This window comes from Legionella nigrisilvae (assembly GCF_977063395.2).
Genome location: NZ_CDRUGZ020000043.1, coordinates 55,416 through 78,336, shown reverse-complemented (window position 1 = coordinate 78,336; position 22,921 = coordinate 55,416). Strand labels below are relative to the sequence as shown.

Below are 22,921 nucleotides of genomic sequence, written 5' to 3'. Positions count from 1 at the left end.
AATGAGTGATTTAAAACAACATCCTTTGCTGATTCTTGATTTTGGTTCACAATACACCCAATTAATCGCACGCAGAGTGCGGGAGTTAGGTGTTTATTGTGAAATTCATCCCTTCAATCTAACAAAAGAACAATTTACTGCGCTCAATCCTTGTGGCGTTATTTTATCCGGTGGCCCATCCACTGTAACTCACCATGAAAACCCTCGAGCACCTCAGTGGTTATTTACTGCGGGTTTGCCAATTTTAGGGATTTGCTATGGAATGCAAACCATGGCGGTACAATTAGGCGGTGAAGTACAGTCTTCCTCTCTGAGAGAGTTTGGCTACGCAGAGTTGAAGTTGCATGGTCACAGTAAATTGTTTTCACAAATTGAAGACCGATTGAATACTGATGGTAATGCATTATTAGATGTCTGGATGAGTCATGGGGATAAAGTCACTAAGTTACCGCTTGGTTTTAAGGTAATTTGCGAAACCAAAAACGCTCCAATTGCTGGAATGGCTGATGAAAATCGCCATATGTATGGAGTTCAATTTCATCCAGAGGTAACGCATACACTACAAGGAATGCGTATCTTACATCGTTTTGTGGTAGATATTTGCAAGGCTGCGACTAATTGGACATCCACACTCATTATTGAAGAAACAATTCATGCAATTCGTGAGCAAGTAGGTTCGGAACGGGTTTTGCTCGGCTTATCGGGTGGGGTAGATTCTTCTGTGGTTGCTGCTTTATTACATAAGGCAATTGGCAAACAATTGGTTTGTGTTTTTGTAGATACGGGCTTGTTGCGTTTTAATGAAGCAAGCGAGGTTATGGAGATGTTCGGAAGGCACATGGGTGTGGAAGTTATTTCAGTCCATGCGGAAGAGAAATTTTTTACCGCTTTAAAAGGGGTTACCTGTCCTGAAGAAAAAAGAAAAATTATTGGACGTACCTTTATTGAAGTATTTGATGAAGAAGCACTAAAAATTTCGGGTGTTGCTTGGTTGGCACAAGGAACGATTTATCCTGATGTGATTGAATCAGCTGCAACGAGCACAAATGGTGCCTCTGTGGTAATTAAATCTCATCATAATGTAGGTGGTTTGCCAGAGACATTGAATTTAAAATTATTAGAACCTATTCGCGAATTATTTAAGGACGAGGTTCGTAATGTGGGCCTTGAGTTAGGTTTGCCTCATGATATGGTCTATCGCCATCCATTTCCTGGACCAGGTTTGGGTGTGCGAATTTTAGCAGAAATCAAGAAGGAATATGCAGATATTTTGCGTCAAGCTGATGCTATTTTTATTGAGGAGCTAAGAAAAGCAGATCTTTACCATAAAGTTAGCCAGGCTTTTGCTGTATTTTTACCTGTAAAAAGTGTTGGCGTAATGGGTGATGGACGTAAATATGATTATGTGATTTGTCTTCGTGCTGTAGAGACGGTTGATTTTATGACAGCACATTGGTCGCAATTACCTTGGGATTTCTTAGGCCATGTTTCCAATCGAATTATCAATGAGGTGGAGGGTGTATCTCGTGTAACCTATGATATTTCAGGAAAACCACCAGCTACTATTGAATGGGAGTAATTTAGAGTAGTGGAATTAGCACTAAATCTCTACGTCCTAACCATATAATTAACATTTTTTCTATAATGAACGATCACTATTGGATGCAAAAAGCCTACGAACAGGCAATTCTCGCCCAAGCTGATGGAGAGGTTCCTGTAGGTGCTGTATTAGTAAGTAAAGACGATCAATTAATAAGCTCAGGACGAAATTGCATCCAAAAAAGTCACGATCCCTCGCAGCATGCAGAGGTATGTGCAATCAGGCATGCGTCACAACAGTTAAAAAATCATCGATTATTAGATACAACGCTTTATGTGACCCTTGAACCCTGCTCCATGTGTGCAGGACTAATTGTGCATGCACGTATTAGTCGGTTAGTTTTTGCAACCCGAGATTTTAAAGCAGGGGCTGCAGGCTCGGTTTATAACTTATTACAGGGATACCCTTTAAATCATAAAGTTCAGATTGATGAGGGAATTATGCAAGCGGAATGTTCTTTATTGCTTACCGATTTTTTTCAAATATTGCGATAGATTTATTTAAAGTTTTTTCTATTTCAGATAATAAAATTTACCCCAGTTTAGGTTGGTCTTTTTCCTGTACCTGGTGTTTTTCCACTTGCGTCTCCCCCTTGAAAAATCTTAATCTATCTTTTTCAACAGGTTCCATTTTTTTATCAAAGTCCAGGATGGCTTGATAAAATTGGGTAGTTTCTGGCTTTTGTAACTTTTTGGGGCTAAGAATTGCTTCCTCTGCAACTGTTTGGATTTTTATATATTTAGCGACCGAACTTAAAGTGGGGTCAGTTGCAATTTTATAAATACGGGCAACACGATGAGGAACAGTTTTCTCCTGTCCATCAATGATAATTGTCTTGCCTCCTCCTAATCCAAAAAAACCCGTTTTCCATACCCCATTTTTTATTTCTTTTTTGAGTAGATCAATTACAAAACTATTAAAAAATGCATGGTATCCGCTATGGGGATTATTTTTGGGCTTATAACTCCTAACAATTTCCGGATTTGACTCCCAAGGAGCTTCAACTTTTTTTAATTGGTCATTTTCGTTTAAAAAGTAAAAATTGATTTGCCCTCGTTCATAATGAGGTTTAAATTGCTCCCAATATCGATAAAGAAAACGAAGTTCGGCAAAAGTTATCTTGTCGAATTTTTTTTCAAAACACATTTTATAGTCGATTTTGTTTAAAACAAAATGTAACTTATGCTCATTATTAAGCGTCCAAAAAACTCCCATTTTTGACATTTTTTTTATGAATGGCATCTTGTGAGGTTGCTGTGTTAAGGGCGAAAGTTGTGCAATTTCATTGTCTAACAGACTCGCATAGGATTTAAAATCTTGTGCAGGTACATAAAAGGGATTGGTTGGTTTAGCAAAACTGGGATCAAGGTGAGGTTCAAGAAGTGGATCAATAGTTGCATTGAATAGTTCATCAACTCGGGTAGCAAAGACATCTTTCCCTTGTCCTCTCAAAAAATAAAATAGACTAATACGTGAACCGCTAATTCCATAAACGAGATCTCCCTCCTCAAACCCATCTAATAGTATATCTAAGTCTTCTTCTAGAACTGCTGGAATAAATTCTTTCAAATAAAAGGGATAATGGGGCTCAGAGGGATTGGTTATTACTTCTAAAACATGATGGTATTCTTCTTCAATTTCATCCGGAACTTCTTCTTCATCACCAAGATGGGACAATGTACTATAGCTTTTTTTCAACTCTTCAATTTCATCAATATTTGAGTTCTTATAGGTTCGTAAAAGCGAAGCCACCTGTCTTTTTTTCATAAAATATCAAAATTGATTATTTTTTTTTAATATAGTCAAATTAAGGCCGGTATGCAAATAAAATGAACAGCAGTGTTTATTCATTTCTTGTATATGATCTTAATTTCTTGAGATGTTACTTTGAACTGGCTAGTAATTCATGGATTAGTTTTTGTTTTAAAACTTCCTTTTCATCATTATCTAGTGATTGATTTTGTTGGTTTGTAATATAAAAAGTATCTTCTGCACGTTCCCCAGCAGTTACAATTTTTGCGTTATGCAAATGAATATTCAACATGGAAAATACTCTGCCTATTGTTGCAAGTAAACCAGGTCTATCTCCGGTCACTAAAAATAATCGAGTCTGATTATAAGATCGTTCATCGTAATAATGGATTTGAGTTTTGACTGTAAAATGAGCTAAAGCTCGAGAAAGTCTTTTTCGAACAACGACAGGTAGTTGATTCGTTTTGGCAAGATGGGTGCATAAATCGTGTTGAATATCTAAAGAGCGTTGTTTATCAAAAAATGCCCGATTTTGCTCATCTAAAATGATATAGGTGTCTAAATCATACTGATTATCGCAGGTAAGAATCATGGCTTCTTGAATCGTAACGTTATGATTACTCAAGACTGTAGTAGCAATAGCAAAGCGATCGTCCCGGTGAGGCATATAAATAAAAACTTCGGTTCCACCCTGGCTATGATGAGGCATAATCATGACTAAGGGGAATTTGGTGCAAGCAAGAATCGCTTTGGTATGGCGTGCGATCACTTCGGGTGATTCATGTAAAAAATATCTGTCTTTGAATTGTTTCCATAAATCGTCAACAGTTTTTTCTGCTACACCTTCTGTAAGTAGTATTGATAAAGCGTATTGCTTTCTGGCTTTAATAAGCGCAGTTTCATCCATTAATTCTTGTTCTCGATGTAACATATGTTTTGCAGCACGATACAACTCTTTAAGCAGAGAGTCTTTCCATGAGTTCCACAAAGTAGGGTTAGTCCCACAAATATCTGCGACAGTTAACAAATAGAGATAATCTAAATAGTGTGGCTGGGGTAAGAGTTTGCAGAAATTCTTTATAGTATTGGGATCATAAATATCTTGTCGTTGCGCTGTTTGTGACATAAGTAGATGGTTGCGTACAAGCCAAACCAATAAATCACAGTCATCTTGATCAAGCGCATGATTTTTTGCAAAATTAGATGCTTCGATTGCGCCTAACTCTGAATGATCACCGCCGCGTCCTTTAGCAATATCGTGAAATAAGGCGCTTAGGTAGAGCAGTTCGGGTTTGTTTAAATTGGGCATAATTTGTACGCAGAGAGGAAATTGTTCTGAATAGCTTTTTTCTTTGAAGCGGGATAGATTTCGAATGACGAATAATGTGTGTTGATCTACTGTATAGACATGGAATAAATCATATTGCATTTGTCCGGTGACCAAAGCAAAACATTCCAGATAATGAGCCAGAACACCGTATCGACTCATTCGATGCAATGCTTCGTAGGGTCCATCTTCGACTTTAAGAATACTCATAAACAACTCTGCTGTTTCTGAGGATGCTTTAAAACGTTTATTCATCAGATAAAGTGATTCTCTAATTAATCGGATAGTATTTGCCCTCACTCCTTCAATATCTGGGCGCTTAGCTATCCAAAGGAATAATTTTAGTAGTGCTTGTGGATGATGAATGAACACGCGAGTGTTTTTTACTTCAATGTAATTATTGGATAATTGAAATTCATTATCTAGGGGATACAACTTTTGCTTAGGAGAATGAGCAATGGTTTCATCAAACCATTGTAATAGCATCTCATTGAGTTCCCTGTTTCGTTTAATTACTTTGAAGTAATCTTTCATGAATTGTTCTATGGCTAATGAATGAGGTTTATCTTTATAGCCAAGAAACTGAGCTAATTTAATTTGATAATCAAAGGACAAGCGTTCTTCCGCTTTTTCAGCTAATACATGTAAGGCAAAACGCACCCGCCAAAGAAAATGTTGGCAATATGTAAGCTTTTCGTATTCTTTATCAGTAATGAAACCATAATTGATGCCATCTGCCAGTTTTTTAATGTTGAAATGTCGTTTTCCAATGCTGAGCAGAATCTGCAAATCACGCAGGCCACCAGGGCCATATTTGACATTAGGCTCCAGGTTATAAGCTGTTTCCCCATATTTAGCATCACGTTTTTTTTGCTCTTGAAGTTTAGCTAAAAAGAAATCCTGGCTAATCCACATATGTAGTGGATGAATCTGATAGATTAACTCCTCCATTAGCGGACCGCGACCGCATAATAGAAACATATCCAGGAGACTGGAAATAACCGTGACATCTTGACTCGCAAGTTCGGCACATGAAGAAACGCTGGTGATTTGATGGCTGAGATTTAAACCAACATCCCAACAATCTTGGATAAAATTTTGGGCATGGTTTAATTGGGCTTTAGAAACTTTATCAGAATGTAAGAGCAATATATCTACATCAGAATAGAGTATTAGTTCTCTTCGTCCATAACTACCCAGTGCAAGAAGACAAAAAACGTCATGATCCAGCTGATTTTTAATAAATAAATTAATAACCAGCTCATCGACAAAGGTTACTAATTTACGAATGATGGTGGTGATATTTGTTTTATAATCGAATTCTTCGCGTAGTTTTTCTTTAAATTGTTTTAGGTTATTTTTAAGGTCGTGTAATTCTGGAGTCATCCCTTGTTTCTCTGCATCCAGTGCTTGCGAAAAGGGATGAGTCTTTAAGTGTTTATTTTCGTTCTTCATCGCGCAAAGTCAAAATTTCTACACCGTTATCGGTTACCAACAAGGTATGTTCCCATTGGGCTGAAAGACTATGATCTTTGGTGACTACAGTCCATTGATCGGGCAATAATCGAGTATGATATTTTCCAACATTAATCATTGGCTCTATGGTGAAGGTCATACCTGGTTCTAACTTCATTCCTGTTCCAGGTAACCCATAGTGCAATACTTGCGGATCTTCATGGAAAATACGACCTATCCCATGACCGCAATAATCACGCACCACAGAGCAACGATTTTTTTCAGCATGCTGTTGGATAGCGTGACCAATATCACCTAAATGAACTCCTGGTTTTACCATTTCAATTCCAATAAACAAACACTCATGCGCTACTTGTACTACATGTTTTGCCTTGACTGAGGGGGAACCAATAATGAACATTTTGCTGGTATCGCCATGATACTCGTTTTTAATTACAGTAACGTCAATATTAATAATATCCCCATCTTTTAAAACTTTTTTACCTGGGATTCCGTGACATACTACATGGTTGACTGAAGTACAAATTGACTTAGGGAAGCCATTATAATTCAAAGGAGCAGGAATTGCTTTTTGTGTGTTCACAATGTAATCATGACAAATGGTATTAAGTTCATCGGTAGTGATACCTTCTTGTACATGTGGACCAATCATTTCAAGAACTTCTGCAGCGAGTTTGCCAGCAATGCGCATTTTTTCGATTTCATCAGGGGTCTTTATAGTAACTGCCATAGAGTGCGAATCCAAAAGTGTTATTTGATTGTTCAATATTTTTTGTTCCAATATATATAGTGTAGGCTAAACAATGTTATACGTATCGAACGATTTGGAACGAACGTCATATTAGCATAACCGATGATGTATGTCATCGAATCCTAATTAGAGCCACTTTTATGGAATTCTAGAATTCATAGATATGACTTTATTGATCAAATAAGTATTAATTTAGTTTAAGTAGAATTTAATATGGCCACAATGTATACTCTTTGATTTTTTAATCGGAACCTGTGTATGCCCAAAAAATCAAAAGCAACCCTTGTAAAAAAACAAGAAGAACGAAGGGATGCTTCACTTTCAGTCAAGTTAAAGTCAAATCAAGTACAGCCGAATTCATTTTTTTCAAAAGATTCTAAAAAAGAAGCCAATCGATTGAAAAAGATAAAGAAATTAATTGAAAGTATTGGTATCGAAAATATGGAAGCCCAAAATTATATACCATCTACTGTGGACAAACCGCAATTAGTTCAAGTTATGCCTGTTAATTTGTTAAAGGAGTTTGGAGGCCTGGGTTTATATACTCATGCCAATATTCCAGCTCACACTTGTTTGGGAGCATATACCGGTGAACTGTACCCGACAGTAACTTCATTTAAAAAATATGTAAAGAAAATCCCAGGTGCGGATTGGAGTTATGCAATGACTCTGGGGCATACCGTTATCGATGGGAAAGATAAAGGAAACTTTACCCGATATATTAATTTCTCTGATAGTCAAGCCAATGTTGAGTTTCGAGAAACTGAAGTAAATGGTTTAAAATGTGTCATTGTAGTGACTACAAAAGATGTTCCAAAAGGGAAACAGTTACTGGTTGATTATAATTGCTACGATGAACGGGCTTCTAAAGAATATTTTTTTCTTAGTCCAGAAGATAATTGGCTATCCTCACAGGAAGTGCTTGACTCAAATTCAGGAGGGTATCAACTCCATGTTATGGAAACCGATTTTAAGCTGCTAAATTTAAGTGAAAAAGAAAGGATATATCTCACAAAAATTGGAGAATTGATTTTTTCTGGAAAATTATTATCACACAACTCCCACAAGGTTAACCTCGATGAAATCAATCTTCCTTTTCTTAAAGCAAATTTAAAAGGGTCGGTTCTGGACTTTAATCAGGCGGATTCATTTAATGCCTTGATGTTAGCCAGTTATTTAGGGCAAGTTGCAAATATCAGATGGCTTGTTAAGAATCATGCCAACGTAGATCAACAACAAAATCACTCTGGAAATTGTGCTTTATTTTTTGCACTAGCAGGTTATGCGGACTCTGAGACAAAAAAACAACGACTGTCCTATTTGGATGCCTTGTGTCTTCTTGTTGACTCGCAAGCAAACATTTTAGTTCATGACCGGGAAGATAGAACTTTTTTGCATAAAGCAATTAAAACTCTATCTTTAAATGATTTTAAAGTACTAATGACTCATATCATCGATCAACAGCAATTCACTCCTGAAGAAATTTTAAACTATATAGATAAAAATAATCAGGATATTTTCTTATATTGTCTTGCTAATAGAGCTTTTGATAAAGCTGCTCTTTTAATCCACCACTATTCTGATTTTTTCAGAAACGAGTATTTTAAATATAATAGTAAATATGAAGAAAAAATGGGAAGAGGAGCATTAGTAGAATTAATAAATGAATTTGATCAGGACGAAAAAAGGGCTCTATTTGAACTTTTAACGACTCCTAAACTTGATTTGGATGCTAACTTTATTACTTCGCTGAAATTAAGCAAAGACGAGCAATTTTCGTTCTCTAAATAGACATGTATCAACCCCTGGGTATATCGCTACCCGGGGTATATGCTAATAAGGATTCACTCGTATCTGGAGGAGTATTTAAATAGATAGTAATATCTTTTAATTTGATACAATTTTTACGCCCTGTATTGGTGCGTAAGGCTTCTTTAACTAGATTTTACAAATCTATTATAGTTTCTTGATTTGCAAAACAATCGCTTAGTTTTTCCACCCCATTAAGATCATTTTTTTCAAGGGTCACTCTTTTAAAAACCATTCCAGGGGGAATTGTTATATAAATCATAGCATCTCCAAAAGCGTAAATAATCACTGGAGTGTATCATAAACATTCAAAAATCCTATTTCTATGTCAGAAATTTTATTGCGCTTACTTTCATTTCGAGTACTATACTTTATTAAAATCTAGTGCTTAACGCTCAAGGAAAGAAAATGAAACTCAATGCGTGTACTTTTATGTCTGCTTTAAGTTTCCTGATAAGTACTTCTGCCTTTACATTTGAAGGCCATGGAGTAGGAGGCTATCATAGTGCTCCTCCACCGAATCCTGGATATCACGATAATGGAAATTATAATAACTATCATAATAATGAATGGTACGGTGGAAGTGTAAATGTAAACACTTCGGGGGATGGTGTTTGGTATGATGATAGTTTGGATGATAATACTGATGAGGTTATCGGGGTGCCTGATGGAGGGTATTATGATCCTTCGTGTCAAACTATAGATAATTGTAGTACAGGTACTTGTACGTTAGTGAATACATGTGATCAAGAATAAAGTATGAATAAAAAAACATATCAATGGGCAGTAATAGGAGGAGGTCCTTCGGGGATCGCCGCAGTGGGAAAATTATTAGACAGTGGAATTTTGCCAGATCATATTTTATGGTGTGATCCTCATTTTAAAGTTGGAGATTTTGGTCTGTACTGGCGAAATGTTTCGAGTAATACCAAAGTAAAATTCTTTAAAGATTTTTTATCGGCTGTCCAATCCTTTCGATATCAAGAGGCTCCAGACTTTCCCTTAAATCATCTACCCATCGGAGAAACATGTACTTTGAGTTACATGGCTGAGCCTCTCCAGTGGATTACAGATCATTTTTTGCAAAAAGTCCAAGCAGTAAAAACAACCATCCATAATATGTTTTTATCGAAGCGTGTATGGTCTTTATGTTCAGATTCAGAAACCTACCAAGCTAAAAATGTAATATTGGCTACCGGAGCCTTGCCTTCTGCATTAAATTATCCTGGCGTTAATGTAATTCCTTTTGAGGTAGCCATTGATAAGGAAAAACTTGCTTCAGTAGTTCAACGAGATGAGACTTATGGTGTATTTGGCTCCTCTCATTCTGCAATTATTATTCTAAAACATCTCGTAGAGCTTGATGTTAAAAAAATCATTAATTTTTACCGCTCACCTTGCTGTTATGCGATTGAAATTAATGATTGGATTCTTTTTGATAACACTGGATTAAAAGGACAGAGCGCTGCATGGGCTCGAGAACACATCGATGGTGTTTTACCACCTAATTTAGTTCGTTATAATGTCAGTGAACCAAACATTGTACGTTTTTTATCTGAATGTGACCAAGTCGTTTATGCAGTAGGGTTTGAACAACGTAAAAGCATTGTTATCGGTGATTATGAATATTCTCGTCATAATCCTTATGTTGGAATTATTGGGCCAGGGTTATTTGGTCTTGGTATTGCATATCCAGAAACTAGAGCTGACATGTACGGGAACGTAGAGTCTCAAGTCGGTTTATGGAAATTTATGGTCTACCTAAATAAAGTGATGCCCATTTGGCTGAAGTATCCCACTTAAATTTAGTCGAAACCCCTAGATACAGATCCCGGGAACTTACAGGGATCTGTTAGAATTTGATTTAACTTTTAGACTTTTAAAACCATTTTCCTTACTAAGATACTTTTCAATCCGCGAAACACCTACTAATATAGATCGTTTTATAATTAAGAAAACAATAATCATGCAAAGAATAGCTCTATTATTCTTTTTTTTAGTAGGAATATTTATTTGGCCTAGAAATGCAGAATGTGCGCTCGAGCGTGATTTTCAATCTTGGTTTAATATCACAGCTATTGGAAAAACTTATAGTGATGATAAAATAATAGGACGTGTACGATATTGGTTAGAAGGACAACAGCGTTTTGGTGATGACAGTAGCCGTTTCACACAGACATTGTTTCGTCCAGGATTAGGTTTTGCATTAACCGATAATCTTAGTATATGGCTTGGCTATGCTTGGGTATATACCGGTATACCGTTTACCCCTAATCCATTTGAAGAAGATCGAATTTGGCAACAACTTTTATGGACCAAAACCTATCAACATTTGACTTTGACCAGTCGAACGCGCACAGAACAACGATTTTTAGAAAATAACCCTAAAACTGCTTACCGATTAAGACAACTTATTAAAATTTCGGCTCCGCTCAAACAATATCCAAATTTTAGTTTCGTCACAAGCGATGAACTGTTTCTTCATAAGAATAATTTTGTGGGTACAAACAGTAGGGGTTTTGATCAAAATCGATTTTTTATAGGTTTGGGCTATAAATTAAATCCTAAAGCTACTACGGAAATTGGCTATATGAATCAATACATTCGCCGTTTCGGGGTTCCCAACTTTCTAACTAATATTGTATCAATCAACTTTTTATTGAGTTTGTAAGATGAAATTTAAGAAGTTTCAATTTATTAAAATTTCAGAATGAAGTTCAAATAACACTCGTAAGTTTTATTTCAAACGTCATCCTGATAGTGGGTTACTTAATGACCGCCACCAGGTCCCCCAGTGCCGCCGGTTCCGCCTGCACCCCCAATGCCCCCAAATCCTGTCGGTTTGGTATGAGCAGCTTCTTCGGTTTGTTGCGTCTGACATCCAAATAACAAGGTAGATAAAAATATTAATAATGTAATTCGTTTCATGAATGTCCCTATTGCGTCAAAGTTTTAGTAATTTTACTTAAGCATTATAACTATTTTTGTGATTGGAAAATAGAGGTGTGAGCCACGCGAACCTTCAATAAGAAAATAGCTCATTGAAAAAAATGGGAAATCTCTGTGTTTTAAAGTTAAGATCCAAACTACACATCTTTGGTATCTGATTGATGTGAGCGATAGTGCCAAAATTTTGGAAAAGCTAAACAACAAGTGGCTACTCCTATAACACATAATATTCCACCTGATATTAATGCAGCGGGAATGCTAAAACTCGAAGCGATAAATCCTGCGCGCGTATCACCCAATTTAGGCCCGCTTAAATAACTGATCATTTCAATTCCTGCTAACCGGCCCCGATATTCTGTGGGAATAGTGTTATTCCATAAGGTAGTTCGAAATATTCCACTTATCGCATCAAAAGCTCCTGAGAGTGCTAAGAAAAACAAAACCAACCAAAGTGAATATGATAAACCAAATCCGATGATGGCAGCGCCCCACAATGCTGCGGCAATCGCAATGGCTCTACCATCATGATTTATTTTCGACGTCCAGCCACTGAAAAATGAAATAATCAATGCCCCTACAGCTGGAGCAGAATAAAGTAAACCTAAAGTTTTTGCCCCCCCTAGAGATTGAGCTATGGCAGGAAGCAAGGAATTAGGCCAGGCAAAAACCATCGCAATAAAATCGATAATGTAGCTTCCCATTAGTTCTTGCCGATTAAAAGCAAAGAAAATTCCTTGTTTTAGAGAAGATAGAATGGAAGGGTGTTTCTCCACGAGAGGTTTAGGTATGTTATGAATTAGGATTAAAGCAATTAATGATAAAAAAAATGTCATTAAGTCTATTAAGAACGTGATCACAATGCCGTAGTGAGCGATAATAACTCCGGAAATAGCCGGGGCAATAATCATACAAAAACTGAATTTAAATGTAGCGAGTGCTCCTACTTTTTTGTAATCCTTCGGGTTAACGATTTGTTGCATAACACTATCATATGCAGGACGATGTAAGCCGGTGATTGCGGACATAGAAGCTGAAACAATAAAAATGAGGCTCAGCGAAGGAGAGGTTTGATAGGAGTTAAGGGCCAGCATGCAGCATCCTATTGCAAGAAGTAACTCACTGATAATCAATAACCCTCGGCGATTGTAGCGATCAGCAAATACCCCACCAATTAATGCGGTGATTAATAGAGGTAATAACTGAGCTAAACTTAATAATCCAACAGCGAAAGTCGATTGTGTAATTTGATAAATCTGATAGGGCAGTGCAACATTGCTTATCATCGTACCGATAAACGAAATGAATTGCCCCAAATACAGTAACCTGAAATCACGATTTGTTTTAAGCAGGGAAAGATCTAAGAAGGAGCTCATTTCAGAATATCCAAATGTTTAAACAGCAGAATATGGAGATTATAAAAGAAGATTTTATGCTTTTTAATTGATTCAGTACAGTACAGGGGGCGAAACGATAAGTCTACACCTTCTTCAGGAGCTTAATTTTCTCGCTCTCTTTTTATAATTAATATAGGATTAAAATGAGTTAATCTATTGTTATATATGGAATTATGACAAAAATACGACAAGACCCCAAGTCAAAAGCTTCTAGAAGAATATCTCTTGCTAGTTTTGTGGGAACCACAATTGAATGGTATGATTTTTATCTTTTTGGAACTGCCTCGGCTTTATTTTTTAATATTCTTTTTTTCCCTAAAATTAGTCCTATTGCTGGAATCATGGCGGCTTATGCGACTTATGCAGTCGGTTTTTTTGCGAGACCACTTGGAGGGCTTATCTTTGGTCACTTTGGAGACAGGGTAAGTAGAAAAAAAATGCTTATTTTCACTCTATGTTTGATGGGAGGGTCTACATTCTTAATTGGATTACTACCCACTTATGAACAAATTGGAGTATTTGCACCGCTTTTACTAGTGATTTTACGTTGTATTCAAGGAATAGCAGTTGGAGGTGAGTGGGCTGGAGCAGTTGTGATGTCTGCTGAGGTGAGTCGAGAAAAAGAAAGAGGTTTTTATTCAAGCTGGCCAAATTCAGGTGCTCCTTTTGGCTTAGTAATTTCCATCGCAATATTTCTCGTATTTTCCGCACTCCCTCAAGAACAATTTTTATCCTGGGGATGGCGTATTCCTTTTTTACTGAGTTTCTTCGTTGTGCTTGTTGGTCTGTATATTCGTTTGCAGATTATGGAAAGTAAGATTTTTGTTGAAGCAACAAAAAACAAACGTCCATCAAAAAGGCCGGCTTTGGAAATGCTTCATTCTCACTTTAGAAATTTTCTGTTGGCAATAGGCGCTCGTCTAATTGAAAGTGCATCATTTTATGTTCTCACTGTGTTTATCTTAAGTTATGGAACTTTTGAATTGCATATTTCAAAAACAATTCTCCTTTATGCTGTGATGGTAGGGGCAATTTTTGAAACTTTATTGATTCCTTATTTTGGTTCGCTTTCGGATAGAATTGGTAGGCGTCCGGTTTATATTACTGGGGCTTTATTAATGGCTTTATTTGCATTTCCATTCTTTTGGTTATTGCAAACAAAAAATACAGCATTGATTTTTTTGGCTGTAATTTTCGGGATGTGTATCCCTCATGCCATGATGCATGGTGCTCAAGGAGCCTTCTATTCAGAGCTTTTCAAAACACGAATTCGTTATAGTGGAACTGCAATCGCTTATCATTTATCTGCTGCATTCTCTGGTGGATTAGCTCCTTTAATTGCTACTGGTCTCGTAGAATGGGCTCATGGATATACTTGGCCTGTATCGATCTATCTGATTATTATGGCTGTGATTACTATAGTCAGTGTGTATTTATCTGTAGAAAGGGCACAAAAAGATATTTCCGCTTAATGTACGATTAAAATGGTTTTTGTCTTACCGAATATTCAATATTCATTTTTTATTGTATCTTTAGAAGCCATTACATCGCTCCATAGATCACGAATAAAGTCTGAATCTTGTAACTCATGGATTGTAACAGCTGGGGGCAGAAGAGAATTAACTTCTGCAAAATGATTTTTTACAACCTCTCCTTGTAAAAAGTCTTTTAGATCCGTTATATAAGCAATAATACGTTCTTCAGGTAAACCCTCGATAATGGCTTCATGTTTTTTTACAAAATGAGAAACTTTTTTAGGTGATTCTTCAGGATTTAAATCGGTCAAATGATCCACTAGAGGCTCATACAAAGAAGATAACTCTATAACTCGTTCTGCTACTCCAACAACAAGACCATTCGTTCCATTTTCAACTTCTTTGTCTTTTAAAAAACTAGTGAATAAAACATCGAGAACAACGGTCCCTCCATAAGTAATAAGGGGCTTGTGTTCTGAGATGTATTTTGCAAGTGCCTCAATAGTGACCCTATCAAAATTACCTCTCATCGGCAAACCATTATCCGGGAAAGTATCGTGAATTCTATAATAGGGGACGTCATGGTCTATGGTTGAGGCTAATTTACTAATAACCTGGGATTTGGTTTTAAAGAAACCAAGGAATTGTTTTCCAATACTCATACCAACCATCCAAATACATAGAATACTTCAAAAAATCGAAATTGATTAAAGTAGAGTGTGTATGTTTGATGACACATGTATTAATTATAGACATTATTTGGATTTAAAATAAAATAGAAAACACCCTGGAAGTTTTCTATCATCCAATATTATTCCATTTGATCCCTAGATTGTAACAAATCTTGTATTGGTTGAGGTAATATCGAACGCATCTTATATGTTATCTTTGCCTCATTTCTTTGCCAAATAATACCTAAATAAATAATAGCAAAGCCAATAGCGGTCAAAACGACCGGGAATAAGTAACTGAAATTAAATACTCGAAATGCTAAATATCCTAGGTAAAAACACGTTCCTAAAGCGCCAAATAGTACAAATACTTTTCTATTTAAAATAACTCCAACTAATATCAGTAAAAGATTAATGCACAGATAAATAAATTTAGAAAGTTCACTATCTGAATGTTGCGCACTCAGTCCTCCCCAAAAGGTCATAACTCCGAATATATAAAGCCAAAATGCATAGTCTGCTGATTGACTTGAGCGAACATCAACCCAGAATGCAATTAATACGGTAATTATTCCAAAATACATAGAAACCATAGCACTTAACTCATAGGTATACGTATCTGGTTCAATCATGTATGTAAGATCCATAGACATGTACCAAAGAGTGACTGCAATGGGCATAATCATAAAGGGATAGCGGTACAGCCATGCCATTATAATTCCTACGATAAGAGTTCCAAGCTCCATAAAGATCCAGTTCCATTTAACGTAGATATGATAGTCCTGATACACCGTATTATCTGGTGGCCACCAACCCATGCCTTGTTGTAAACCATAGATAGCAAGCGGAGTAAGACAGATGACAAAGGTCGCGCATATTCCTGCGGGTATTTTATGACCCGTATCATCTAACCTATGAGTAAGCGCTATACCTAAAATGGAATAGCACAAGGAGAGAAATAAGATCCCCCAGCCTCCATACATTTCCCAACCTAAGTTCATGAACAATGTCATGGCCCCTATAGCTATAAGGCCACCAAAATAATAAAGAACGTTCGTTAAATTAAATCCTGCGCTTTGTTCGGGGAGGTTTTTTATGAATTCAATTAAATCATTTGCTTGTTTTTCTGTGATAATATTAGCTTCAATGGCTTTATTCATCATATGCCGGGAAATTTTCATCATATCTCCATAGCTGTGGAATGTGCTCCAATAATAAAAGTATAGCTAGATGAATGAAAATAAGATGCTTTTTTATATTTATTTAATGTTGGAACGTTAATTTTATTTCTTTGGCTCCAATCAAGAGGAACTAAATAAAAGGTATTTTAGCAAGAAATTACACGGCGGGATTCTTTCTGCATAACATAATCGATTTATCAAATCTTAATAAAGCAGGAATAATTTGACTGCTATTTTCACATTGAAGTTTTTTTCTTATATGTTCAAAATTCTTATCCACCGTCCGTTTTGAAACTTCGAGAATGCTGGCGATTCGAGGCAAACTGAAGCCATAATAATATAAATAAATGATTTCTTTCTCTTTATGAGTAAGTTTTTTACATGCCAAAAAGCTAAATGGCAACTGTGTAAAATCAAAGGTTTTATCAAAAAATTCAGCTACTGTTTGTGATTTATTCGCGTAATTTAAAATTTTATTGTGGAACGTTGGGGTAGGGTTTTTTTTATTAGCAAAAATTTCATTCACTTTTATTGTGAGTTCTTTGGGTAATATTAATAAATTTTCTTTATTCAAGAGCTTACGACATTTATTTGCTATGTCTTCACACACTTTATCTAATATACCTAAATTATTTAATATAAAATTATTGGATTTAATTGGATCAGAAGTCGAAGCCAGAGTAATTATTTCAGTAGAGAAGGTATTTGGAGTATGATTTCTTTTTATAAAGTCATAAAAAAAAGTATAACCGCGATTAGTTACAACTCCTTTCAGTTTATCATCTAATAAATTATCCCCGACAATACTTGAGACATAATATTCATGATCTAATATTTCAATATCACTGAGTATTTGCTCTGCATAGAGTTCATCATGAAAAAAGTCACTTAATAAATACTGCTCCGACATAAGCTGGAAATAGTTACCATTTAAGTCATAATACATGTACCCCCAATTACAAATTGGGGATTCATCGAAAATATGTTGGTAGACCTGGTCAAGCCAACCGGTATACATTTTCATTTTAGAAAATTGCAGCATAGTAATCTCTCTACTCTTTGATCAAATTATAGTCTAATAAAATTGGTGTTTACTTCAATTAGCTAGAATACTCCCTGAGCCAAAGAGCTTATTACTTATTAAATGAGCACTTAATAGACATTGCATCGATTAACACTCAAATTTAATAAAAATGGCCGGCTTATTACTCAGAATGAAACAATCCAGTTTGTTCAATTTAAGAGCATAAAATTAGGCTAAAATGAAAAGTAAATGGATAAGGAAGTTACATGCACATAAAAGCATTTCTAGCTTGCCTCTTATGCTCTATGCATTTGTTTGCGCAATCCGTTCTTATTGGGACCTCAGACTCTGGTCCACCATTTAAAATGTTATTGAAAGATAAGGCCCACTTTTATGGTTTTGAAATTGATCTTATGGGTGAGATCTGCCAACGTGCTCAACTAGACTGTCATTTTACGAGCATCCCTTTCAAGGATTTATTTAATCAATTAGAACAGGGGCAAATTGATCTAGCCATAGGTTCGATTGTGATTACCCCAGAGAGAGAAAAAAAGTTTATCTTCAGTCTACCTTATCTTATTGGTGGAGGCCAATATGCAACTAAATCATCGAGCGCAGTAAAAGAAATTAATGACATTGTGGGTAAAATCGTGGGAATAGAAAGGGGAACCATTTTCAAAGCCTGGATCGCCTCACAATTTGGTGATGCAGCTCAAATACAGGAATATAATACTTTGAATGAGGCATTACAGGCGCTAAACAACGAGGAGGTTGATGTAGTTATGTTCGATAAGGGGGTAGTTGAATTTTGGCTTGCTAATAGCAGTGGTCAGCTTAGGGTGGTCGGTGCCCCAATGGGTGCTGGTTATGGAATTATGGCTAATAAGAATCATGAGGCGCTCATTGATACAATTAACAAATATCTTATTGAATTAGAAAATGATGGCACTTATTTAAAGTTGTACCGGCGTTATTTTTAACACTCTATTCTAAAAATTCGGTTGGTCTCAATTAGAGTGAGTATTTCATTCTCTTATTCAAATGATCCCAACCTACCTGAAACCCAGTTATTGTATGGAACAATTTTTTTGAGATTCTTTTTCTTGTTCTAGTGTTTTATCCTGTTTAGGTTCTGCTTGTAACTGTTGTTTAAGCAAAACTAAGATTTTTAACAGATTGTTTTCTCGTGTTGATTTTAATTGCTCTGGACTTATATTGCTCTGAGATTGATCTGCAGTTAAGTTATTACAGACTATAAACCCATCTCCTTTTTTTTGAATTTGGATCCCTGGAGTGTGGGGTCCGGTATTTATAGCTAAAGTATTTTCATTGATTTTATACATTCCATAATCCGTGTTAAGAGGAATATGTTCTCGTATCGGAAGTTCAGAAAACCAGTTCTGAAAAGGCTCGTAGACTGTTAATGGCACATGTGTCCCTGTGTTTTGGGAAAAGACGATATTATTTACATCAAACGTAAAAAATCGAATTTGATCAAAAAAAGTTTGAGCTTTTTGCAATTCCTCGTTTAATTTTTTAGAGGCATCCACAAAAGAGAGTTGCGGCTCAAGAAAATTTGCTATTAGATTAAGCAAATCTGACGGTAATTTTCCAAAAAAACTACTTGAAGTGCGTTGGGCTTGGGCAAGAAGGGGTGCAAATTTCTTTATTTCTGGTTTCAAGAGGCAACCTTTTTTTTTCAATTCCTCCATAAATTCCACAAATTTAGGATGTTTTGACGCTTCGAGTTTGGATTTTTCCCATTCATAACCATAGGCAGCTCTTAGCTCAAAGTGATATTTGTTAACAAGTGTTATAAAGTCTTGGTTTACTTTAATAGATAGATGCTCCGGACAATTATTTTCTAAAGTCTCAATGAGTAAGATTCCATAAAATTTATTTTGGAATGCATGGCGTCCTGAACGATCTTCTTCCAGCTTTTTTATATATTGTTTTTTCCAAACTTCATAACTCATGTTAATTTCTAAATTGCTTTGCATGATATTGCTCCTCTGGTAGAGATATTGAATTAATTAGTCTCTAAGATAGCAGCCTATTATTAAACTATGCTTAAGGCATTTAAGTAAAACTTGAAGATGACATTTGAATCTTGAGCCGAATAAATATTTTTATTGGCTTGAATGATGAGCCGAATATGTCTATTATTAAACTCATATAATGAGCCGAATAAGATGATTAATTGGCTCACAAGAGGATAAAATGAATAACACCAATATCGAATGGATCTGGCAATTGCTAGATTGGCCAAAATTTCATTGGCAAGATCAACTCATACAACCTTTACTGCGCGAAGTACGATTAAAGCAAGGGATTCTTATAGGTAAAACTGGAGCTATAGCAGCAGATATCTCTTTAGAATCGGCCCTGGATACTTTATTACAAAATATAATTGCCTCTTCAGCAATTGAAGGGGAACAATTGAATGTACAATCCGTTCGCTCTTCACTTGCAAAACGCATTGGATTGCATTTAAAGCAACCTTATCCAACCACTGAGCGTTCGGAAGGTTTAGCACAAATGATGTTGGATGCCATTTATAATTTAAAATCCCCTTTATCCCTAGAGCGCTTGATGCAATGGCATAAATGGTTATTTCCCAATAATACACAGTCCATGTTATATCCAATTCAAGCTGGCCAATTACGGGGTGACGAGCCCATGCAAGTTGTTTCTGGGCGAATTGACAATCCAACGGTGCATTATGAAGCGCCGCCAAAAGCTCGATTGGAGCATGAATTGAACAGGTTTATTGATTGGTTTAACCAAAGCTTAAAGGACACAACACTTGATCCTTTATTACGGGCAGCGATTACCCATTTCTGGTTTATAACAATCCATCCATTCGAAGATGGTAACGGCCGCATCACACGTGCTCTAACTGACTTGGCTTTAGCACAGGAGGATAAGCAGAGCATCCGCTTATACGCTATGTCGGCAACCATTCTTGCCCACCGAAATGATTATTATCAAATTTTGGAACAAAGTCAGCGGCAAACTACAGACATAACCTTATGGTTGTCTTGGTTTTTAAAAACTTTAGAAAATAGCATCCAAACTGCAATTGATAAGATTGATCAAACGCTTGCTAAAAGTCGTTTTTGGCAAGTTTTCCAAGAGTGTGAACTCTCCAAAGAGCAAATAAAGATTATTAATCTGATGTTTGATAATGGGGATGAAACATTCGAACATGGAATAAGCGCAGCACAATATAAGAAAATAACTAAAGTAAGTAAGGCTACCGCGACAAGACATCTTGCTGATTTGCTTGAAAAAGGGTGTATTGAAAAATTACCCGGAGGAGGCCGGAGCACGAGGTACCAAATTAAAGCAAGCTTTGTGGAGGAAAAGAAGAAAGATAATTACAATAGCGCTGCTTTATCTAAGGAAAGTTAGTTAAATGTTGGAAAGAGATTTCACATGTAAGCCCCGTATTACGGTCCTTGAGGAATAGTGGGGCCGGCTGTAACGTTTTCTTTCACCTCAGGAGCGGATGACGATCTAAGATCCTGAAGTTCCCCTCTGAGATTTTGTTGGTATTGGCTCTTATTCTCAGTATCTTTCAATTCTTCAGATAATTTATCTAATGCTTTAACTGTTTGCTTTAAAGCTTTTTTCGTTTTGCTAAAAATGCCAAACTCATGATTTTTTTTCATTTCATCAATTGTTCGTATTATTTGCATTCGCAACGTATCTATATCCTGTTTATTTTTGGTATCGACAATCGTAATATTCTGAAAAATAATCTTTAAATGCTCTTTTTTTTCTTCTAATTTTTTTACGCCACTGTGCTCTTTCCCATATTTGCTTTCGGCTTTTTTCAGATCCTGTGCAGTTATCAACTGTTGTCGGTTTATTTCTTGTTTAGCTATGGCTAAATCTGTCTCCGCCGAAGAATTTATAAGGGAGCCAAACTTAAATTGTTCAATAAAATCATGAAATGTTGTGGTTTGCGCTTTCCTTTGCGCTTCCGTTAAGAGTAATTGTGCCTTTTCCCACGTATCAAACACTCGTTGTGAAACTAAAACAGCCCCTTTATCATCCGGCTTGGCATCAATCCAGTTGTGTGATCCTGGAGGATCTTCTTTTTTGAGTACTAGATCATTAGTAATAACCATCCTCAAATTGTCTCGGCTATGATTTTTGAACCATTTTTCTGCGAATTTTGAGCCCCATTGCCCGAAAGTAAATCCTTTTTTACCATAGGCTTTGGATTCAGGAATATCAGTGTTATTCAAATTAAGGGAGCGTGACATATCTCCTTCGGGAAAATTTGAAGTTTTCCAGGCTCTTCTACTCCCCATATAAGCAACCACTTTACGGAATAAAGAGGAGTCTTCACCATCTACCCGACAGAATATTGGCTTTGTATCAGGTAATTTTTCAATATCTTTAAGTAATTTGGGACCTTTTGCTGGATTGAGATTAGATGAGAACGTTTCGGGAATGACTACCCCAAGTAATGGTACTTTCTCATCGGATTCTGTGGGAGCGAAAACAGCCTCGCGCATTCTATCTTTTACATCTTCTAAAATACTGCTTTTTGAGTGTAAATCTGAAATTCCCGTATACCCCTTATTATTGGCAGCCTGAATGACTAATTTTCTCATTTGAGAGACTTCGCGAATCACTCCACCGTCAACTGATACCACATCATTTCCCGATGTATCACCTTCTTGCTTAGGAAGAAGTTCAGTTGCTTTCTCTACAGCTGCTTTAGCAGCAAATGATTTTCCGCTTCCGGAAGGTCCTGACACAATAACAACGGGACGTTGTATCCATTTCTCCCCTTTAAAGTGTGTTGTAGAAGCTCGAAAAACTGCATTCATATATGCATGGCTATTCATTTCTTCTTCTAAGGCTAGTTTGTACAATTCAGCACCTTCTTTACCAAGAAAACGCTCCATTGAAATAGTTGCCTTTTCAGGATTTGTTTCCCGAAGCGCTAGATCGCCATGATAGTTGCCTTCTGGTGAAGCATTTTTTTTGGCAACCAGTTCTATTAATTTAGTTCTAAAAAATGTTCTATCATTGAATGTTTTATCGATTAAATCTGTACTATTTCCATGTTTTGCTGCATATTTTTGAACTTTGTCTTCATACTGTAAGTTATATTCAACAACTCCTTTATATAAGTTGCCTGCACCTCCTTTTGATAAGCGTTCACTTACAAAATGACTGTCTATTGCTTTTTGATCAACATTATCTGGCTCTTTTTGCTCTACATTAGAATTTTTTGAGATAGGTCTATAATCCCCAATCTGAGCTCTTAACTGCTCAGGTTGTGTGTGCACATTTGGATCTTTGCTAAAACTCATAATTTTCCGCCCCATTTATCGTGGTTCGATTGTTAATATCTTTTAGTAATTATAGTTTATGAATAACTGATGATCGATTTTTGATCAATTTAAGGCTCACTATTAACAGTTAAATTCTCCTGCATAATTGAATTAATAATGAACAGAACGAGATTAATTTGTCCTATAATAATACT

General features: G+C 36.2%; 20 protein-coding genes. 9 read left to right on the top strand and 11 right to left on the bottom strand.

The features are described from left to right. The first annotated feature begins 1 nt into the window (after position 1). The gene (gene guaA, locus ACWTE2_RS30825) at positions 2-1,579 is read left to right on the top strand and encodes a glutamine-hydrolyzing GMP synthase (RefSeq protein WP_454785766.1); all 1,578 of its coding nucleotides are present in this window, start codon (positions 2-4) and stop codon (positions 1,577-1,579) included. Positions 1,580-1,644: 65 nt separating this feature from the next. Beyond that, positions 1,645-2,094, top strand: a complete 450-nt coding sequence (gene tadA / locus ACWTE2_RS30820; RefSeq protein WP_454785765.1) for a tRNA adenosine(34) deaminase TadA — start codon at positions 1,645-1,647, stop codon at positions 2,092-2,094. A gap of 37 nt (positions 2,095-2,131) precedes the next feature. On the opposite strand, the gene ACWTE2_RS30815 is transcribed toward tadA, so the two are convergent. The 3 genes from ACWTE2_RS30815 to map form a co-directional block, all read right to left on the bottom strand. Beyond that, on the bottom strand, positions 2,132-3,367 hold the full coding sequence (locus ACWTE2_RS30815) for a hypothetical protein (RefSeq protein WP_454785764.1): 1,236 nt from the start codon (positions 3,365-3,367) through the stop codon (positions 2,132-2,134). A gap of 115 nt (positions 3,368-3,482) precedes the next feature. Further along, on the bottom strand, positions 3,483-6,065 hold the full coding sequence (glnD, locus tag ACWTE2_RS30810) for a [protein-PII] uridylyltransferase (RefSeq protein WP_454785986.1): 2,583 nt from the start codon (positions 6,063-6,065) through the stop codon (positions 3,483-3,485). Between the two features lie 52 nt (positions 6,066-6,117). After that, complete coding sequence (gene map / locus ACWTE2_RS30805; RefSeq protein ID WP_454785763.1) at positions 6,118-6,885, bottom strand: type I methionyl aminopeptidase; 768 nt, start codon at positions 6,883-6,885, stop codon at positions 6,118-6,120. A gap of 279 nt (positions 6,886-7,164) precedes the next feature. Between map and ankI the strand changes: the two genes are divergently transcribed. Next, positions 7,165-8,697: a Dot/Icm T4SS effector AnkI/LegAS4 gene (ankI, locus tag ACWTE2_RS30800; RefSeq protein WP_454785762.1), complete on the top strand. Its 1,533-nt coding sequence runs from the start codon at positions 7,165-7,167 to the stop codon at positions 8,695-8,697. Positions 8,698-8,851: 154 nt separating this feature from the next. Here ankI and ACWTE2_RS30795 read toward each other — a convergent pair whose 3' ends face one another. Further along, a complete protein-coding gene (locus ACWTE2_RS30795; RefSeq protein ID WP_454785761.1) occupies positions 8,852-8,977 on the bottom strand; it encodes a hypothetical protein in 126 nt (41 codons plus the stop codon). Between the two features lie 146 nt (positions 8,978-9,123). Here ACWTE2_RS30795 and ACWTE2_RS30790 point away from each other — a divergent pair, with 146 nt between their 5' ends. From ACWTE2_RS30790 to ACWTE2_RS30780, 3 genes are all read left to right on the top strand, one after another. Next, on the top strand, positions 9,124-9,471 hold the full coding sequence (locus tag ACWTE2_RS30790; protein ID WP_454785760.1) for a hypothetical protein: 348 nt from the start codon (positions 9,124-9,126) through the stop codon (positions 9,469-9,471). Between the two features lie 3 nt (positions 9,472-9,474). Beyond that, positions 9,475-10,518 carry an FAD-dependent oxidoreductase gene (locus tag ACWTE2_RS30785; RefSeq protein WP_454785759.1) on the top strand — a complete coding sequence of 348 codons (1,044 nt, stop codon included), beginning with the start codon at positions 9,475-9,477 and terminating at the stop codon, positions 10,516-10,518. A gap of 163 nt (positions 10,519-10,681) precedes the next feature. Beyond that, positions 10,682-11,386: a DUF2490 domain-containing protein gene (locus tag ACWTE2_RS30780; protein WP_454785758.1), complete on the top strand. Its 705-nt coding sequence runs from the start codon at positions 10,682-10,684 to the stop codon at positions 11,384-11,386. Between the two features lie 98 nt (positions 11,387-11,484). Here the strand turns inward: ACWTE2_RS30780 and ACWTE2_RS30775 are convergent, their stop codons facing one another. Then, complete coding sequence (locus tag ACWTE2_RS30775) at positions 11,485-11,643, bottom strand: hypothetical protein (RefSeq protein ID WP_182393460.1); 159 nt, start codon at positions 11,641-11,643, stop codon at positions 11,485-11,487. A 158-nt stretch (positions 11,644-11,801) separates the two neighbouring features. Next, positions 11,802-13,037, bottom strand: a complete 1,236-nt coding sequence (locus tag ACWTE2_RS30770) for an MFS transporter (protein ID WP_454785757.1) — start codon at positions 13,035-13,037, stop codon at positions 11,802-11,804. A gap of 194 nt (positions 13,038-13,231) precedes the next feature. On the opposite strand from ACWTE2_RS30770, the gene ACWTE2_RS30765 reads away from it, so the two are divergent. Continuing rightward, positions 13,232-14,530 (top strand): MFS transporter, encoded by a 1,299-nt coding sequence (locus ACWTE2_RS30765; RefSeq protein ID WP_454785756.1) that lies wholly within the window; start codon positions 13,232-13,234, stop codon positions 14,528-14,530. Positions 14,531-14,565: 35 nt separating this feature from the next. On the opposite strand, the gene ACWTE2_RS30760 is transcribed toward ACWTE2_RS30765, so the two are convergent. The 3 genes from ACWTE2_RS30760 to ACWTE2_RS30750 all read right to left on the bottom strand — a co-directional run bounded on the left by ACWTE2_RS30760 (position 14,566) and on the right by ACWTE2_RS30750 (position 17,427). Beyond that, positions 14,566-15,195: a hypothetical protein gene (locus ACWTE2_RS30760; protein ID WP_182393463.1), complete on the bottom strand. Its 630-nt coding sequence runs from the start codon at positions 15,193-15,195 to the stop codon at positions 14,566-14,568. A 149-nt stretch (positions 15,196-15,344) separates the two neighbouring features. Further along, the gene (locus tag ACWTE2_RS30755) at positions 15,345-16,385 is read right to left on the bottom strand and encodes a DUF2157 domain-containing protein (RefSeq protein WP_182393642.1); all 1,041 of its coding nucleotides are present in this window, start codon (positions 16,383-16,385) and stop codon (positions 15,345-15,347) included. Between the two features lie 157 nt (positions 16,386-16,542). Then, positions 16,543-17,427, bottom strand: a complete 885-nt coding sequence (locus tag ACWTE2_RS30750) for a helix-turn-helix transcriptional regulator (protein WP_454785755.1) — start codon at positions 17,425-17,427, stop codon at positions 16,543-16,545. A 248-nt stretch (positions 17,428-17,675) separates the two neighbouring features. Between ACWTE2_RS30750 and ACWTE2_RS30745 the strand changes: the two genes are divergently transcribed. Beyond that, the gene (locus ACWTE2_RS30745; protein ID WP_454785754.1) at positions 17,676-18,389 is read left to right on the top strand and encodes a transporter substrate-binding domain-containing protein; all 714 of its coding nucleotides are present in this window, start codon (positions 17,676-17,678) and stop codon (positions 18,387-18,389) included. Between the two features lie 87 nt (positions 18,390-18,476). Here the strand turns inward: ACWTE2_RS30745 and ACWTE2_RS30740 are convergent, their stop codons facing one another. Continuing rightward, positions 18,477-19,409: a hypothetical protein gene (locus ACWTE2_RS30740; RefSeq protein ID WP_454785753.1), complete on the bottom strand. Its 933-nt coding sequence runs from the start codon at positions 19,407-19,409 to the stop codon at positions 18,477-18,479. 220 nt (positions 19,410-19,629) lie between these two features. On the opposite strand from ACWTE2_RS30740, the gene ACWTE2_RS30735 reads away from it, so the two are divergent. Then, complete coding sequence (locus ACWTE2_RS30735) at positions 19,630-20,823, top strand: Fic family protein (RefSeq protein ID WP_454785752.1); 1,194 nt, start codon at positions 19,630-19,632, stop codon at positions 20,821-20,823. Between the two features lie 38 nt (positions 20,824-20,861). Here the strand turns inward: ACWTE2_RS30735 and ACWTE2_RS30730 are convergent, their stop codons facing one another. Continuing rightward, positions 20,862-22,745 (bottom strand): hypothetical protein, encoded by a 1,884-nt coding sequence (locus ACWTE2_RS30730; RefSeq protein ID WP_454785751.1) that lies wholly within the window; start codon positions 22,743-22,745, stop codon positions 20,862-20,864. Positions 22,746-22,921 lie beyond the last annotated feature (176 nt).

Excerpts from the sequence above, each read along its gene's own strand:
- guaA (WP_454785766.1), top strand. The coding sequence starts at position 2 with ATGAGTGATTTAAAACAACATCCTTTGCTGATTCTTGATTTTGGTTCA.
- tadA (WP_454785765.1), top strand. The coding sequence starts at position 1,645 with ATGAACGATCACTATTGGATGCAAAAAGCCTACGAACAGGCAATTCTC.
- ACWTE2_RS30815 (WP_454785764.1), bottom strand. The coding sequence starts at position 3,367 with ATGAAAAAAAGACAGGTGGCTTCGCTTTTACGAACCTATAAGAACTCA.
- glnD (WP_454785986.1), bottom strand. The coding sequence starts at position 6,065 with ATGACTCCAGAATTACACGACCTTAAAAATAACCTAAAACAATTTAAA.
- map (WP_454785763.1), bottom strand. The coding sequence starts at position 6,885 with ATGGCAGTTACTATAAAGACCCCTGATGAAATCGAAAAAATGCGCATT.
- ankI (WP_454785762.1), top strand. The coding sequence starts at position 7,165 with ATGCCCAAAAAATCAAAAGCAACCCTTGTAAAAAAACAAGAAGAACGA.
- ACWTE2_RS30795 (WP_454785761.1), bottom strand. The coding sequence starts at position 8,977 with ATGATTTATATAACAATTCCCCCTGGAATGGTTTTTAAAAGAGTGACC.
- ACWTE2_RS30790 (WP_454785760.1), top strand. The coding sequence starts at position 9,124 with ATGAAACTCAATGCGTGTACTTTTATGTCTGCTTTAAGTTTCCTGATA.
- ACWTE2_RS30785 (WP_454785759.1), top strand. The coding sequence starts at position 9,475 with ATGAATAAAAAAACATATCAATGGGCAGTAATAGGAGGAGGTCCTTCG.
- ACWTE2_RS30780 (WP_454785758.1), top strand. The coding sequence starts at position 10,682 with ATGCAAAGAATAGCTCTATTATTCTTTTTTTTAGTAGGAATATTTATT.
- ACWTE2_RS30775 (WP_182393460.1), bottom strand. The coding sequence starts at position 11,643 with ATGAAACGAATTACATTATTAATATTTTTATCTACCTTGTTATTTGGA.
- ACWTE2_RS30770 (WP_454785757.1), bottom strand. The coding sequence starts at position 13,037 with ATGAGCTCCTTCTTAGATCTTTCCCTGCTTAAAACAAATCGTGATTTC.
- ACWTE2_RS30765 (WP_454785756.1), top strand. The coding sequence starts at position 13,232 with ATGACAAAAATACGACAAGACCCCAAGTCAAAAGCTTCTAGAAGAATA.
- ACWTE2_RS30760 (WP_182393463.1), bottom strand. The coding sequence starts at position 15,195 with ATGAGTATTGGAAAACAATTCCTTGGTTTCTTTAAAACCAAATCCCAG.
- ACWTE2_RS30755 (WP_182393642.1), bottom strand. The coding sequence starts at position 16,385 with ATGAAAATTTCCCGGCATATGATGAATAAAGCCATTGAAGCTAATATT.
- ACWTE2_RS30750 (WP_454785755.1), bottom strand. The coding sequence starts at position 17,427 with ATGCTGCAATTTTCTAAAATGAAAATGTATACCGGTTGGCTTGACCAG.
- ACWTE2_RS30745 (WP_454785754.1), top strand. The coding sequence starts at position 17,676 with ATGCACATAAAAGCATTTCTAGCTTGCCTCTTATGCTCTATGCATTTG.
- ACWTE2_RS30740 (WP_454785753.1), bottom strand. The coding sequence starts at position 19,409 with ATGCAAAGCAATTTAGAAATTAACATGAGTTATGAAGTTTGGAAAAAA.
- ACWTE2_RS30735 (WP_454785752.1), top strand. The coding sequence starts at position 19,630 with ATGAATAACACCAATATCGAATGGATCTGGCAATTGCTAGATTGGCCA.
- ACWTE2_RS30730 (WP_454785751.1), bottom strand. The coding sequence starts at position 22,745 with ATGAGTTTTAGCAAAGATCCAAATGTGCACACACAACCTGAGCAGTTA.